Origin of the sequence: Acinetobacter sp. NyZ410, from assembly GCF_022828975.1 — a bacterium.
Taxonomy (GTDB): domain Bacteria; phylum Pseudomonadota; class Gammaproteobacteria; order Pseudomonadales; family Moraxellaceae; genus Acinetobacter; species Acinetobacter guillouiae.
Window position 1 is genome coordinate 1,946,293 of record NZ_CP094620.1, and the last position, 15,046, is coordinate 1,961,338.

Consider the following 15,046-nt stretch of genomic DNA (forward strand, 5'->3'; position numbering starts at 1 on the left):
AATGAAGTCAATTTTATACTTGGGTGCTGATCTCATATTTTATTTAAATCGTCGGGCTTAAATAAAATACTAAAACAACTTCCCCCTAAAGCTTGTGACTTGGAATATTCAATGCGACCTTCATGCGCGATCATAATTGCATTGACAACAGATAGACCTAAACCACTACCACCATTCTTTTTGCCTCTGGATTCTTCAAGTCGATAAAACGCATCAAATATAAAGGGAATATGCTGATCTGCAATACCGGGTCCTTGATCTTCAATGGTTAAAACCAATCCTTCTGATTTTTTTTGGGTGCTAATCCGTAAAATCCCTGCCTGTGCATAACGAATTTCATTTTCAAATAATGCAATTAAGATCTGTTCAAGCCGTTGTCGGTCAAAAAAGCAGGCTTGATCTGATAAATTGGTTTCGATGATTAATTTTGCTTGATCAAAACGGTCTTGAAGTAAGTTTACAGATTGTGTAATGACGATAGATAGACAAACTGACTCTAGGTTAAGTCGAAGTTGTTGATTATCCGCCAGACTTAGGGTTCTTAGATCTTCGATTAAAAATGACAACTGCTCAACTTGATTGAGCAAATTTTTTAATAGGGCTTTATCTGGGGTAAATATATCGTCAAGCACGCCTTGTAAGCGACCTTGTAAGATAGTCACAGGTGTTCTTAATTCATGTGCTATTGCGGCATTCCAAATAGATGCATTGTTGACTGAGATTTCCAGTTTTTCTGCCATACGATTAAAGTCATTGATCATCTTTGTGATTTCAGCGACAGAAGAGGGATTGTCCAATTGTGCTCTTACGGAAAGATTACCCAAACTAATTTCTCTTGCTGCAATGGCTAAAGAATTTAGCGGGGCGATAAAGCGTTGCGCTAATTTTAATCCTAAATAAACAGAAGTTAGTGAACCGAATAAAGTCACCAATAAAATCCAAGTGAGATCAACAAAATTAAATGACCAGTCTTCGGAATTTAATTGTTCAAGTGAGACCAATTTAAACTCGATGGCAACAAAATAAGTCAAATAGCCAAAAATCAAGGAAAAACAAGTGGTCAATAAGCTCACTTTGGCCATGGTGATAATCAGCTGGCGGCTAATTCCAATGTTATTTTTCATCATTTTGCCTTAAACGATAGCCAACACCACGGACATTGATCAGTAAGTCGGTTTGATGATGATCTTCCAGTTTTTTACGTAATTTACTGATATGGCTGTCTACAGTACGCTCTAAGGCATCACCATCAGGCAAGCAATGATTCATTAATTCTGATCGGGTAAAAACCTTGTAGGGTGCTTGCGACATCAACGCAAGGATCTTAAATTCCGTTAAGGTAAGGTTTAACAGTGCTTTCGAATTTTCTTTGATAATGTATACACAAAGTGTTTCTGTATTAATTTCAATTGATTTAAAGCTAATGATTTGGGCTTTCGCCTGAGATGACATCGCACTTCTTCTCAATACGGCCTCAACTCTGGCAATAATTTCATTTGGATTGAATGGTTTTACCACAAAGTCATCAGCACCGATTCTAAGTGCTGTGACTTTATCCACTTCTTGATCTAATGCGGTCAGCATAATCACAGGGGTTTGTTTGGATTGACGAATATGATTTAAAACTTCCCAACCATTTAAGATCGGCAATTTCACGTCAAGAATCACCAGATCAATCTGTTGCTGCGCATGTATTTCGATGGCTTGCTGTCCATTAAGTGCTCTAAGCACATTGAAGCCATTTTTTTTCAGATAATGCTCCACAATATCACCGATATCATAATCATCTTCAACGACTAAAATTTGTTTACTGGCTGGATCAGACGCAAAAGAAATATTGCCCATTGCTGGATACTTTAAAATGGATACAGCACCATCATAATTTATTTTTAGTGGTTATATCCACACAATCTCCACACTTTAGTGACGCTAAGTACACAAATATTGCCAATAATCGTCATATCTAGAACTCTGGGTGCAGATGATGCCTAAGCCTTATTTTTTTATTATTTTATTGGTTGTTTTAAGTGGGAGTGCGTTAACTGGATGTAATCGCTCAGGAAATGCTGAAGCAGAACAAGCACAACAGGCTGCGCCAGCCAAAGTCAGTATTTATACCGTTCAACAGCAAGATATTCATTTGATTGAAAACTTACCTGCACGTGTACAAGCCTATCGAATTTCAGAAATTCGCCCACAAGTTGGCGGAATTATTGAAAAGGTGCTGTTTACCCAAGGCAGTGAAGTTAAGGCTGGACAACCCTTATTTAAGATCAATTCGGAAATTCTTCAAGCAGATGTCAATAGTAATCAGGCTTTATTGGCAAAAGCACAGGCAGAAGTGGTGCGTCTAAAAACCCAACAGGAGCGATATCGACAACTGCTTCCTTCCAATGCCATTAGTAAACAGGAATTTAATAATACGGAAGCCGCTTATCAACAGGCTTTGGCCGAAGTTGCTCAAACTAAGGCAGCATTGGCACGACAAAATTTAAACTTACGCTATGCGACTGTACGCGCTCCGATTACAGGTCAAATTGGTAAGTTGCTGGTAACCGAAGGTGCATTGGTCAGCACCAGCGATACCAATCCAATGGCTTTGGTGCATCAGTTAGATAAAGTCTATGTTGATGTTAAACAATCAATTTCTGAATATGAGCAATTGCAAGATCGTTTGAATGATGGTTCGTTATTACAACGTGGTGGTGCTGATGTCAGCATATCCAATAGTCAGGGTAAATTGTATCCAGTGACTGGAAAGATTTTATTCTCAGATACCAGCGTAGATCCTAATACGGGTGATGTCACCATCCGTGTGGAAGTAAATAACCCTCAACGGAAATTATTGCCAGGGATGTATGTCAGAGTTGGTTTAAACAGAGCATCACAACCCAATGCCTTACTTGTACCTGAGCAAGCTGTGCAAAGAGATATTTCAGGTCAAGCACAACTGATGATTGTAAAAGCAAATCAGACTGCTGAAACACGTCCAGTGAGTTTAGGGCAGTTATATAAAGGTTTCTATGTGGTGAATAGTGGAATTAAAGCAGGTGAAAAAGTCATCGTTGAGGGGCATGATCGAATTCAACAGCCAGAACAGCCTTTAAAAATAACCCAGTGGAAGTCGCAATACTCAACCGATGTTGGGACTTTACAAACGCAAAATAAGGGCAGTGATCAAAGCACTGCAGGTCAGTCTTCTCCGAATACAGGAGAAAAATTATGATATCGCAGTTCTTTATTAAACGGCCAATCTTTGCTTGGGTAATTGCACTCTTTATTATTCTGTTTGGTGTCTTAAGTATTCCAAAGTTGCCGATTTCTCGTTTTCCTTCAGTTGCACCACCTTCGATTAGTATCTATGCAACTTATCCGGGAGCAACACCAGAAACCTTGAATGATAGTGTTGTTACCTTGATTGAGAGAGAGTTATCGGGAGTAAAGAATTTACTTTATTACAGCGCCACCTCTGATGCCAGTGGTCAAGCGAGTATCACTGCCACATTTAAACCGGGGACTGATCCAGAGTTGGCTCAGGTAGATGTGCAAAATAAACTAAAGTCTATCGAACCGAGATTGCCACAATCAGTTAGACAGCAAGGCCTGATTGTTGAAGCGGCATCTTCTGGATTTCTGATGATGGTCGGAATCAACTCACCAAATGATCAATTTAAAGAAATTGATTTAAGTGATTATTTGGTTCGAAATGTGGTTGAAGAATTAAAACGGGTTGAAGGGGTTGGTCGTATCCAATCCTTTGGATCTGAAAAAGCCATGCGTATTTGGATAGATCCAAACAAACTGGTGTCTTATCAGCTGTCGATAAAAGATGTCACAAATGCCATTCAAGCACAAAATACACCGATATCTCCGGGAAGTGTCGGGAGTTTGCCTGCGGTCCAAGGACAGATGATTACACTGCCATTAACGGCTGAAGGACAATTAAGTACAGTCGAAGAATTTCAAAATATTACTTTGCGTGCCAATCAGAGTGGCGCACAAGTCACACTTAAAGATGTTGCACGGGTGGAGCTTGGGGCGCAAACCTATAGTTTTTCTATTTTAGAAAATGGAAAGCCAGCAACCGCTTTGGCGATTCAAATGAGCCCAGGCGGGAATGCAGTCAAGACCTCTGAAGCGGTCAAAGCAAAAGTTGAGGAGCTCAGTAAAGTTTTACCAAAGGGAATGCAATATTCGATTCCTTATGATACTGCACCGTTTGTTAAGATTTCGATTGAAAAAGTAATCATGACATTGCTGGAAGCAATGGTGTTGGTTTTCCTTGTTATGTATTTATTTTTACATAACATTCGTTACACCTTGATTCCTTCAATTGTTGCACCGATTGCACTTCTAGGCACATTTGCGGTGATGTTGATTAGTGGTTTTTCGGTCAATGTTTTAACTATGTTTGGTATGGTTTTAGCCATCGGTATTATTGTCGATGATGCGATTGTGGTGATTGAAAATGTGGAACGCATCATGGCAACAGAGGGTTTATCACCTGTTGATGCCACTTCTAAAGCAATGCAAGAAATTACCAGTCCAATCATCGGGATAACCTTGGTACTGGTGGCGGTATTTTTACCGATGGCCTTTGCCAGTGGTTCAGTCGGAATTATCTATAGACAATTTACCGTGACCATGACGGTATCCATTGCATTCTCAGCATTTTTAGCACTGACCTTAACCCCTGCACTTTGTGCAACCTTGTTAAAACCGATTGAAGCCGATCATCAGAAAAAAGGCTTCTTTGCGTGGTTTGATCGCTTTTTTGATCGCGTCAATAAAAAGTATGAAGCAATTTTAGTGAAATTGTTGAAACACATTTTTACTGTGATGATTGTATTTGTTGTCCTGACAGGTTTCTTATTATTTGCGTTTAAATCGATCCCAACCGCTTTTTTACCAGAAGAAGACCAAGGCTCATTTATCACCTCATTTCAATTACCTGCAGATGCCAGTCAAGAGCGGACATTGACCATTGTAAAATCATTTGAGGAACATTTAAAAAGCAGAGAAAGTATTAAAGAAAATGTCTCTGTACTTGGGTTTGGCTTTAGTGGTTCTGGCAATAACACTGCCATTGCCTTTACAAATTTAAAAGATTTCAAAGACAGAAATACCTCAGCTGCAGATGAAGTTAACGCTGTAAATGCGGCCATGGCAGACAGTGCAGAAGGTACGATTATGTCTGTTTTACCGCCTGCAATTGAAGAAATGGGAACAACTTCGGGCTTTACTTTACGTTTACAAGATCGCGGTAATCTTGGAATGCAAGCTTTGAATGAGGCACAAGCACAGTTGATTGGTCTTGCAGCAACCAGTAAAAAACTGGCTTATGTTTATCCAGAGGGTTTACCACCAGGCAGTAATGTCGATTTAAAAATTGATCGTAATAAGGCAGAAGCTTTAGGTGTGAATTTTGCTGATGTGACAGACACCATTTCATCTTCAATGGGCTCAATGTATGTCAATGATTTTCCAAATCAAGGACGAATGCAGCAAGTGATTGTTCAAGTCGATGCCGATTCACGGATGAAAGTCACTGATATTCTAAATTTGAATGTGGTTAACAAGACTGGAGCACTGGTTAAACTGTCTGAGATTGTAACACCTGTGTGGACACAGTCTCCGCAGCAATACAATCGCTATAATGGACGACCATCATTGAGTATTGCAGGGGCAGGCGCAGAAGGGGTTTCTTCAGGGGTAGTGATGAAGGAAATGGAGCGACTGATTGAGCAATTACCACAAGGAATTGGTTATGAGTGGACAGGGCAATCCTTGGAGGAAAAACAGTCCGAAGCACAAACCAATTTTTTATTGGCATTGTCAATGTTAGTGGTTTTCCTCGTCCTTGCTGCCCTTTATGAAAGTTGGTCGATTCCATTGTCGGTGATGTTGGTTGTACCTTTAGGTATGATTGGTGCAGTGGTTGCGGTATGGATCCGAGGGATTCCCAATGATATTTTCTTTAAAGTGGGTTTAATTACCATCATTGGATTATCTGCAAAAAATGCCATTTTGATTGTTGAATTTGCCAAAATGCTAAAAGAAGAAGGAATGACTCTGATTGAAGCCACTGTTGCGGCTGCCAAACTTCGTTTAAGACCGATCTTGATGACATCCTTGGCTTTTACCGCTGGTGTGATTCCATTGGTGATTGCTACAGGCGCAAGTTCTGAAACTCAACATGCGATTGGTACAGGGGTTTTTGGTGGTATGGTCAGTGCGACGATACTTGCAATCTTTTTTGTGCCAGTATTTTTTGTGTTTATCCTCAGTGCTGTTGAGAAATTACGTGGCAAAGCTTTACCTGTACGTAAACTGCCTTAAGCGCTCTGCGTTAAGCTTTTAATTTTAAGTCTTGTGTTTTGTAGAGGATAAAGCATTTGTCCTCTACAATATTTCTAAGCCATCCATTGCATTCATTTATAGTCAACCTATCAAAAATCCGACCAAGAATATAATTTTTCTGAATTGATATATTTAATTAAATCAATTACATGTGAAACTAACTATATGATTATAAAAAAGCTTGCAATGCCGCAGCCTACATTCAAAGTTTAAATTACTTTGCGTAGGCGATGCCTCACTTTTCAGAGATGAAAAGATGACAAAAATCTTCCGTTGGGCGAGGGGTACGTCCTGTACCCCCGCCCAACAGCGACATCCATGTCGCCCCACGGTAGGATCACCATCTATGATTCAAAAACACAAAAATGAATTGATAACCAACAGTTTCTAAGAGTTCATACAAAAACATAAGCTTCATTTATGATCAATGACTTGATAGAAGTCACTTGTATGAATAATTAGGTGGTGTGACAATAAATGCCCTAATTATTCTTCCCATTATTTTTATCTCGTATTGTTTTCTTTAGATATACAGTTCAGTTGTTTTAACTGCATTATTTATATAAGTTTATTTTTTACATTTAAATAAATACGTTCAGTAGCCCACTGTTTTATCGTCAAATTATCCCCTCTAAACCATTCTTATTTACATTTAATTACATTTCTCATTAGGCATTTTTGCCTTCTCATTCGTCTATATAGATAAAGGCAGTGTTTTTTAAATTCACGGCAATTGATTTGATAGACGAAGCAGGAAGGATTCATGAACAGTACAACGCAATACAATAGATTGAGCAGACAAGAAAAGCACAGGGTTTTATTCAGCACTCAGCAAATGCACTACATTTATTTGCGCTGTATCTAAGCCTATGTCTGCTGTAATTCTCGCTTCAAATGATAAGCAAAAATACTCTACGCTTTGTGGGGTAGTGATCAGTCATATATTGTTGTTATGGTCTTTGTCTTATTTAAAAACAGATGTTCGTATTGAATCACATTCACCTGAAAATGCGATTCAAATTCGTTTTATCAGCTTGAACAAAACCGATGTTGTACAACAGAGCAGTGCAAAGCTGCAGACGGCATCAGAGCAAGCTGCAACGCAATCAAAAGCACAACCTCAATCTACAGTAGCAACAGCGGTACAACATCAACAACAGGTCAAAGTGATAAATAGTACTGAGTCAAAAAAGTTGAAGATGGATCAAACAACACAACAGACAACAAAAGCACAAGAAAAAAAACCAACCGATCAACAGACGGAAAGTAAATCTGAATCAAATCGTCAGTCAACGCAAACATTCACTGAAACAAAATCATCTACGAATACTGAACAGACAGCTACAGGTCAGTCAAATGAGATAGCCAAACGTGCAGGCGGTGAAGCAGGCAAAGACAATAAAAAAGAACAAAACGCTGCCTCTACTTCTCAACCACAGCAACCGCTTCCCGTGAGTCGGGTCGATGTACTCAGCTTTGGCAAGCTTAATTACGATGATCGCGAATTGCAAAACCAGCAGCGCTTGTTGGTTCTCACCATCAAAATTAATCCACAAGGGCAGCCGATAGATGTCAGAGTAAAGCAAAGCTCAGGCATGAGTAGTTTGGATGAAAGAGCTATACAAGCTGCACAAAAAGCAAAATTTAAACCACATATTGTCAATGGTGAAGCATTGGCAATCGTGGTGGATTTTCCCATTCAGCTTAAGCTTGGTCGTAATCGCTGATTGGATCATTAAACAATGAAAGGGTTTATTTAGGAGTTTTTATGAACGCATCAACAGAAAAAGTGATCAGCAGTAGTTTAATGCAACGCTTGAAACAAGAAACACTGGCAGAGCATGAACGTATGGAAATCTTGATGCAGCAATCAGGCGCGTTTGAGAGTAAAGAGAATTATGCGCAATTCACCCTGTCGCAATATTATTTTCAGAAAGATGTTGAACATCTTTATCAAGATTCACAGGTTGAACAATTGATTCCCGATTTAGATGTGCGTGGGCGTTCCGATGCAGCTTTACAAGACTTGGCTGATTTAGGTTTAACGCCTCAGCAGCAAGGTATTGCAACCGATGAAATTAGTTTTCCACAATCTTTGGGCTGGATTTATGTTTCAGAAGGTTCAACTTTAGGCGCAGCATTTTTACTCAAAGAGGCGCAGGCTAGATTTGGCTTTAATGCTGATTTTGCTGCACGTAACTTAGCAGCATATCCAGAGGGTCGTGGATTAGTATGGAAGCGCTTCAAGCAAACCCTAGATGATGCAAATTTTAGTTTAGAGGAACAGCAATTGATTATTGAGGGGGCTATGCAAGGCTTTCATCGTTTTGGTGAACTTTTAGCACAATTAAAAACACTGAAATAAATAATTGATGATAGATAAAGGAAATCAAGCAATGAAGCAAACAGGGTCAGAGACCAATCTAAATACCAGCATTTCTATGTCGGAGCCGAGACTGGCAAAGTCATGGTTGGTTCGCTGGATCTGTATTGCACTGGCAGGGTTATGTCTGGTCTTAGGAACGATCGGTTTGGTGGTTCCTGGTTTGCCTACGTTTGATTTTTATTTTCTTGCGACGTTGTTTGCTGCAAAGGGTTCGCAGCGAATGCATCAGTGGATTGTCAATAATAAAGTCATTGCTCCAATTTTACAGCAATGGCAACTCAAACGAACTTTGCCAGTAAAAGTAAAACTATTTTCTTTGGCCAGTATGAGTGTAGCTGCTGGCATTTTAATTTGGACTGTGCCTCATCCATGGGCAGTAGGAACCATTATTGTGATGATGGTTTGTGTGCAATTGTGGATGTGGTTAAAAGCATAAATGAGGATAATCTCAGGATGGAAATCTTTGAATATTATAAAAATACTGAAGAACTTAAATGCTTGCTGTTGCAAGCAAATTTAAAAGTAACTACAACACGATTGACTGTACTGAATATTTTAAGAAATGCACAACGAGAGCTGACAGCAGCCGAAATTTTGTATAGTCCAGATTTAAAAGTGAAAAAATTATCTTTTGCTGGTGTCTATCAAACCCTGAAACAGCTTGTTAAAGCAGGATTGTTAGTTAAATTTAAGCTGGGCAGTGAACAAGCATTATATTCATTCAAGGGAAGTCAAACCAATATGAGAATATATTGTAAAAAGTGTAGTCAGTTGCAACAAATTAATGATGAGGCTTTAGAGCAGCAAATTCGAGGACTTATTTTAGAACATGGTGCAAGTTCATATCATCTTGTTATAGAAAAACCCTCTTGTCCTTATTGTATTCATTAAAACAACATACCAAAGGGTAGATTATTTTATGATAAAAATATCCATAAATAATAAATCGGGATTTACACTGAATGATAACCAAGATATTGAGGTTCAATGGGCATTAACTATTGATAATTTAACTTTATTTTTTAAGTATATTAAATGATCAAATAGAACATAAGGATGTACATAAACTAAAAAATAATCATATATACGGGGATTTTCTCTCAGGGTGTCTTGACATTTAAATGATAATTATTATCATTTAACAGACCGTCAAAGAGTTGATCCTATTGTGAACAAAAATCCTGCATTTGTAGATCAATTGTACCGTAATCACCAATCTTGGTTGCATCAATGGCTTAGAAAAAAAGTAGGCAATAGTGAGCAAGCCGCAGATTTGGTACAAGATACGTTTATTAAAATTCTGCAAACGCGTGATGAACTTTTTGGAGTAAAAGAACCTCGTGCATATCTGGTGACTATTGCTAGAAATTTAATGATTGATCAGGTGCGCCGAAAGCGCATAGAGCAAGCCTATCTGAATGAATTAAGTCAGATGGAATATATTCTGGATACAATTCCTTCACCAGAAGATCAGCTTCAGATTGTTCAAGCCATTGACCAGATTTGTCAGGCTTTGATACGCGTCTCTGAAAAAGCACAACAAGCTTTTGTGCTCCATTATTTTGAAGGTTTAACCCATAAAGAAATTGCAGAAATCATTGGTGTTTCAACCAAGATGATTCAAAAATATCTAGCAACTTGCCTTGTACAATGCTACGCACTGAAACAAGAGAAGGATTTGTTTGAGTAAATGATTGAAGAAGAGAAGAGTAAGCAACAATTAATCGAAGAAGCAGCGGAATGGATTGTGTTGCTGAGTACCGATGATGAGTTACTCAAAAGAACAGCGCAAACAGATTTTGATGCTTGGAAAAGCAAGAGTCCACAACGCCAAAAAATTGCTCAAGATATTGAGCAATATATTACTTCGATTCAAAAACTGGTGCAGAATCCACAACAACAGAAAATGACCCAATCTGTATTAAAAACTGGTTTACATAGTGCTCGTAAGCAAAAAAATATGCGCTATGGTGGAATTTTGACGGTGATATTGTGTTGTGTAGGGGGTATTTATAGTTATTTTATTTATCATCCAGTGTCATATCTAACCGCTGATATTAAAAATCATGCAGGAGAATGGAAAACCCAAACCTTAGCAGACGGTTCACAACTTAAACTCAGCGGTCAGAGTGCGGTTAATCTGGACTTTTCATCAAATCAGCGTGTTGTGGAGTTGGTTCAAGGGGAAATATTTGTAGATGTGGCCAAAGACAAAGCCCGTCCTTTTATTGTCAAAACCCAACATGGTCAAATTGAAGCATTGGGAACTGCATTTAGTGTTCAATATCAGCCAGATGCGACTGGGCTTAAAATGCTACATTCCAAAGTGAAAGTGCAGTCCTCGAAACAAGACGAAGATCAAACCAAAGCATCTTCTGTGATTGTGACAGCAGGGCAAGAAGTCATACTTGATCGAAATGGTATACAGCCTATACATACTTTTAATTTATACAATGAACAGCAGAAATGGAATCAACGGCATTTGATTGTTGAGAATATGTCTTTGTCAAAAGTGCTAAATGAGTTGAATCGAAACAGCAAAGAAAAAATTATATTTAACGCTGCTAAGTTAGAGAAAATTAAGGTCAATGCTGTATTGCCTTTAGATCATACCGAAAGTGCATTGCAATTATTAAGCAGTGTATTCCCTCAGCTAAATGTCTATCAAATCACCCCATATTTCACAGTTGTGACTTTGCAATAAACAGCATGATTTAAGCACTTGGTTTGAATCATGCTGTTTAGCTTTAAATTAGGCCTAAAATTTATATCGTTTTTTACTAATTGTTTGATAAATATAATTAATAATAAACTTAGAAAAATAAAAGATAGATCATTTAAATTTATTTTGAATAAATGGTTCCACTTTTTCAATTCTGAAGCGTCATAGTAAGTAGAAGCAAATATTAGGAATACATTTAATTTAATATATTGAATGATTCTTATTTACATTTATTGGGGCGTAAAATGAGTGAAGCTGTCTGCGGTCAAAAGTATCCAAAATATTCTTTCAAAGTGACATCATTGGCATTGGCGATTCATGTCGTTTGTGTGGGTGTGGCAACAACAGTCGCGACACAAAGCAGTTATGCGCTCAGTACAGAAACGCAGTCATATCATATTCCAGCGGGTTCACTTGCCAGTGTTCTGAATACCTTTGCCGAGCAAGCGGGGACCTCGATTGCAATTGATGCAAATCAGCTTAAAGGTAAAAGTAGCTTAGGTTTAAGCGGACAATATAATTTAGAAAATGGCTTTCAACATATTTTAGCAGCAACCGAGTTTACTGTGGTGAAAGTCGGAAATGGCTATATATTGAAACATGTGGATAAAGCTGAAATTAGACCCATTCCAGTACAATCTCAGCCGATGATAGCTGATCAAGAAAATGTCGTACAACTTAGCCCAATGACTGTTTTTGGCACAGTCAGTCGCGATACAAAAGGGCAGAATGATGTTTATGATCAAGATATTTCTAGCGTCTATGCCAGCAAAGAGCAAATAGAACGATATAAAGGTGCTCAGCCAGCAGACTTATTCAAGGGAATGGTCGGCGTATACAGTGGTGATGCCCGAAACAGTGGTGCTTTAGATCCAAGTATCCGTGGTGTTCAAGGACCGGGCCGTGTTCCTGTCCTTATTGATGGGACAGAACAGGCACTCACTGTATGGCGTGGCTATAACGGTGCGAATAATCGGAGTTATATTGACCCTAATTTAATCGGTGGGCTACAAGTCATTAAGGGGCCTTCCATCACACGCAATGTAAATACAGGTGTGGGTGGTGCGGTCGTTATTCATACTCTAGCTGTAGATGATGTTTTAAAGGAAGGTAAAAATTTTGGTGGGGAGATAAAAGTAGAAACCAGCAGCAATGCAGTGAAACCTAGAGAACCACAACTATTAACTGGTCAAAGCATTTACGATAATCCAAATTATCCAGCTACAGGAACGGACTGGCAAGGCAATCCAGTGTTCGAGCCTTATTATGATCCATCCTTATTTAAAGTAGCACGACAAAATAAAGAAAATAATATTTATTCAGGCGATGATGTTGCAACACGTATTGCTTTGGCAGGACGTAGTGATAGTTTTGAAGTTTTGGCTGCTTATGCTTATCGTAATAAAGGCAATCACTTTGCAGGGAAAAATGGCAGTGATTTTTATGATAAACCTGCCACAGGACGATTTAATTACGTTCCATACCTTGCCAAAGTTTACCCAGGAGGTACAGAAGTTCCCAATACATCCCTTGAAACAGAATCTTATTTGTTAAAAGCGGCGTGGAAACCCACAGATGAACAGCGTTTAGAGTTCGGTTATCGGGACAGTTCAATCATCAATGGAGAAATTTTACCATCTCGAATTGCTTGGGGTGAAGTCGTCAAAAATAAAGCAGGGGTACCACAATGGCCTTTAAGTCATATCGACTCCAAAGCCTATAATATGGAATACAAATATCAACCTCAAAACAATAATTTAGTCGATTTCTACGGCAATATTTGGCGGACTGATACCAAGAGTCATACCTATAGTTCAGGTGGATTTCCCAATGATACCAATGCAAACTTGGGTGTTTTTGTGAACAGTGCTACCGCAAACTCAGACAATACTCGCCAAGGAATGACCTTAAGTAATAAGTTTAAATTGCTGTCTAATCTGGGTTTAACTGTTGGGGGGAGTTTTCAAAAAGAAAAACTTAGTTCGGATGATATTTATAAAGACCCGAATATTAACGGAACAAATTCGGGTTATAGGATGTTACCGAGAGCAGGTCGTCGAGAAGAAAAAGAATTTAATTTTAACTTTGACTATCAACCTGTCTCATGGCTGAATTTAAACGCAGGTGCAAGATATCAAAACTATTGGGCCTTTGATGATTTTCTTAATGAACGAGTCAATGCGGGTGATCCCCAGTTTAGCCTGATTAAAAAAGCCACGGCATTAAGTATGACTTATTTTACTAAACGCCCAAATATGACACCAGAACTTGAACAGCAAACACGAGAAAGTATTGAGGCTCTTGCTTTAGCGGAAGGTTGGACTGAGGAGCGCAAGCAGGCTCGAATTTTAAGTCGAATTTATCAGAAATCTAATAAAATTGATTACAAAATGGATAACCGTGGAAAATTAACCATTGCCAATAATCCCTTTTTAAATGGGACCTTAGTACAAGGTCGGGATTATGGATATTATTCTGGTAGTGGCATTCCTAGCGGTTATGAAGATATTGATTTAACCAAAACAGGTGTGCAAAAAAGCAAAGATCATGGTTGGACACCGACAGCGTCAGCAACGGTTAATTTTAGCCCCAATAGTCGAATGTATTTACGTTATAGCGAAGCTTATAGAATGCCAAGTATGTTTGAAAGCACGATTGGGTTTTCTGGAACCTTAAGTGGTTATAAGTTACAACCAGAGCATGCATCAAATTATGAACTTGCCTATGTTCATAATCTATCTGAGTTATTTAAAAACAGCAGTTATGCAGATATTAAATTGGCTTATTACTATAACAAAACTAAGAATGCGATTGAGCGTAGTCCAACTTTGGCATTTAGTAATGTCGATAGTCTTACTACAGAAGGGTTGGAACTGCAAAGTCGCTTTGACAATGGGCGTTTCTTTACTGACTTAAGTGCCAATTATCGTTTTAAAAATAAAGTTTGTGATGAAAACTCAGCGATGCTTTTAGGGGCGAGCCACCAGTTTTTATTAAATCGTTGTGTTGATGATGGATTTGTAGGCGGATATTTAGTCAGTATGGCAACCCCAAAATATTCAGTTAATTTAACACTTGGTGGACGATTCTTTGATCAAAAACTTGAAGTCGGAACTCGTGCGAGTTATCACCATAAGTATGAAAATCCTGAAACGAAAAACTATAACGATATAGAGATGAGTTATTACGCCAATACCCCTTTGGCATGGAACTCAATGACCATTGTGGATGCTTATATCAATTATCGACTTAAACAAGACACCTTATTTGAACTGGTGGGGACTAATCTCACTGACGAATTCTATATTGATCCATTAACTCGTTCGGCAATTGCAGCACCAGGTCGAACATTTAAGCTAAGCATTACCCATAAGTTTTAAGGAACTTAGAGGTAATTAACCAAATTTATTGCACTTGGTGTGCAATAAATGTGTGGAAAATAAGACACGTACTCCTTGATTTTACACTTGAATTTAAAAATTAAAATCAGTGCAGCACATGTTTTATTTTTATGATAATCATTAAGACTTTTATTTTTATTCTTAATGATAAAACTTTAAAACTCATATAGAGGAACT

At 38.4% G+C, this 15,046-nt stretch carries 11 protein-coding genes; 9 read left to right on the forward strand and 2 right to left on the reverse strand.

From position 1 onward, the window contains the following. Positions 1–32: 32 nt before the first annotated feature. Together adeS and adeR are read right to left on the reverse strand one after the other, a co-directional pair. Positions 33–1,124: a two-component sensor histidine kinase AdeS gene (gene adeS / locus MTO68_RS09060; RefSeq protein ID WP_244015689.1), complete on the reverse strand. Its 1,092-nt coding sequence runs from the start codon at positions 1,122–1,124 to the stop codon at positions 33–35. Then, on the reverse strand, positions 1,114–1,845 hold the full coding sequence (gene adeR, locus MTO68_RS09065) for an efflux system response regulator transcription factor AdeR (protein ID WP_244015690.1): 732 nt from the start codon (positions 1,843–1,845) through the stop codon (positions 1,114–1,116). Before adeR ends, adeS begins: the two co-directional genes overlap by 11 nt. 136 nt (positions 1,846–1,981) lie before the next feature. Here adeR and MTO68_RS09070 point away from each other — a divergent pair, with 136 nt between their 5' ends. The 9 genes from MTO68_RS09070 to MTO68_RS09110 all read left to right on the forward strand — a co-directional run bounded on the left by MTO68_RS09070 (position 1,982) and on the right by MTO68_RS09110 (position 14,848). After that, the gene (locus MTO68_RS09070; protein ID WP_244015691.1) at positions 1,982–3,226 is read left to right on the forward strand and encodes an efflux RND transporter periplasmic adaptor subunit; all 1,245 of its coding nucleotides are present in this window, start codon (positions 1,982–1,984) and stop codon (positions 3,224–3,226) included. After that, positions 3,223–6,339 (forward strand): efflux RND transporter permease subunit, encoded by a 3,117-nt coding sequence (locus MTO68_RS09075; protein ID WP_279578605.1) that lies wholly within the window; start codon positions 3,223–3,225, stop codon positions 6,337–6,339. The genes MTO68_RS09070 and MTO68_RS09075 overlap by 4 nt, the downstream gene beginning before the upstream one ends. Positions 6,340–7,229: 890 nt before the next feature. Further along, positions 7,230–8,087 (forward strand): energy transducer TonB, encoded by an 858-nt coding sequence (locus MTO68_RS09080; RefSeq protein WP_244015692.1) that lies wholly within the window; start codon positions 7,230–7,232, stop codon positions 8,085–8,087. A gap of 41 nt (positions 8,088–8,128) precedes the next feature. Then, positions 8,129–8,725 (forward strand): biliverdin-producing heme oxygenase, encoded by a 597-nt coding sequence (locus tag MTO68_RS09085; RefSeq protein ID WP_004721344.1) that lies wholly within the window; start codon positions 8,129–8,131, stop codon positions 8,723–8,725. A gap of 31 nt (positions 8,726–8,756) precedes the next feature. After that, on the forward strand, positions 8,757–9,182 hold the full coding sequence (locus MTO68_RS09090) for a YbaN family protein (protein ID WP_034615170.1): 426 nt from the start codon (positions 8,757–8,759) through the stop codon (positions 9,180–9,182). 17 nt (positions 9,183–9,199) lie between these two features. Next, entirely contained in the window at positions 9,200–9,637 is a 438-nt protein-coding gene (locus MTO68_RS09095; protein ID WP_244015693.1) for a transcriptional repressor, read from the forward strand. 277 nt (positions 9,638–9,914) lie between these two features. After that, positions 9,915–10,436: a sigma-70 family RNA polymerase sigma factor gene (locus tag MTO68_RS09100; RefSeq protein ID WP_209826368.1), complete on the forward strand. Its 522-nt coding sequence runs from the start codon at positions 9,915–9,917 to the stop codon at positions 10,434–10,436. Beyond that, on the forward strand, positions 10,437–11,450 hold the full coding sequence (locus MTO68_RS09105; RefSeq protein WP_244015694.1) for a FecR domain-containing protein: 1,014 nt from the start codon (positions 10,437–10,439) through the stop codon (positions 11,448–11,450). It begins immediately after the preceding gene. 263 nt (positions 11,451–11,713) lie between these two features. Next, positions 11,714–14,848, forward strand: a complete 3,135-nt coding sequence (locus tag MTO68_RS09110; RefSeq protein WP_244015695.1) for a TonB-dependent receptor — start codon at positions 11,714–11,716, stop codon at positions 14,846–14,848. The last annotated feature ends 198 nt before the right edge of the window (positions 14,849–15,046 follow it).

Excerpts from the sequence above, each read along its gene's own strand:
- adeS (WP_244015689.1), bottom strand. The coding sequence starts at position 1,124 with ATGAAAAATAACATTGGAATTAGCCGCCAGCTGATTATCACCATGGCC.
- adeR (WP_244015690.1), bottom strand. The coding sequence starts at position 1,845 with ATGGGCAATATTTCTTTTGCGTCTGATCCAGCCAGTAAACAAATTTTA.
- MTO68_RS09070 (WP_244015691.1), top strand. The coding sequence starts at position 1,982 with ATGATGCCTAAGCCTTATTTTTTTATTATTTTATTGGTTGTTTTAAGT.
- MTO68_RS09075 (WP_279578605.1), top strand. The coding sequence starts at position 3,223 with ATGATATCGCAGTTCTTTATTAAACGGCCAATCTTTGCTTGGGTAATT.
- MTO68_RS09080 (WP_244015692.1), top strand. The coding sequence starts at position 7,230 with ATGTCTGCTGTAATTCTCGCTTCAAATGATAAGCAAAAATACTCTACG.
- MTO68_RS09085 (WP_004721344.1), top strand. The coding sequence starts at position 8,129 with ATGAACGCATCAACAGAAAAAGTGATCAGCAGTAGTTTAATGCAACGC.
- MTO68_RS09090 (WP_034615170.1), top strand. The coding sequence starts at position 8,757 with ATGAAGCAAACAGGGTCAGAGACCAATCTAAATACCAGCATTTCTATG.
- MTO68_RS09095 (WP_244015693.1), top strand. The coding sequence starts at position 9,200 with ATGGAAATCTTTGAATATTATAAAAATACTGAAGAACTTAAATGCTTG.
- MTO68_RS09105 (WP_244015694.1), top strand. The coding sequence starts at position 10,437 with ATGATTGAAGAAGAGAAGAGTAAGCAACAATTAATCGAAGAAGCAGCG.
- MTO68_RS09110 (WP_244015695.1), top strand. The coding sequence starts at position 11,714 with ATGAGTGAAGCTGTCTGCGGTCAAAAGTATCCAAAATATTCTTTCAAA.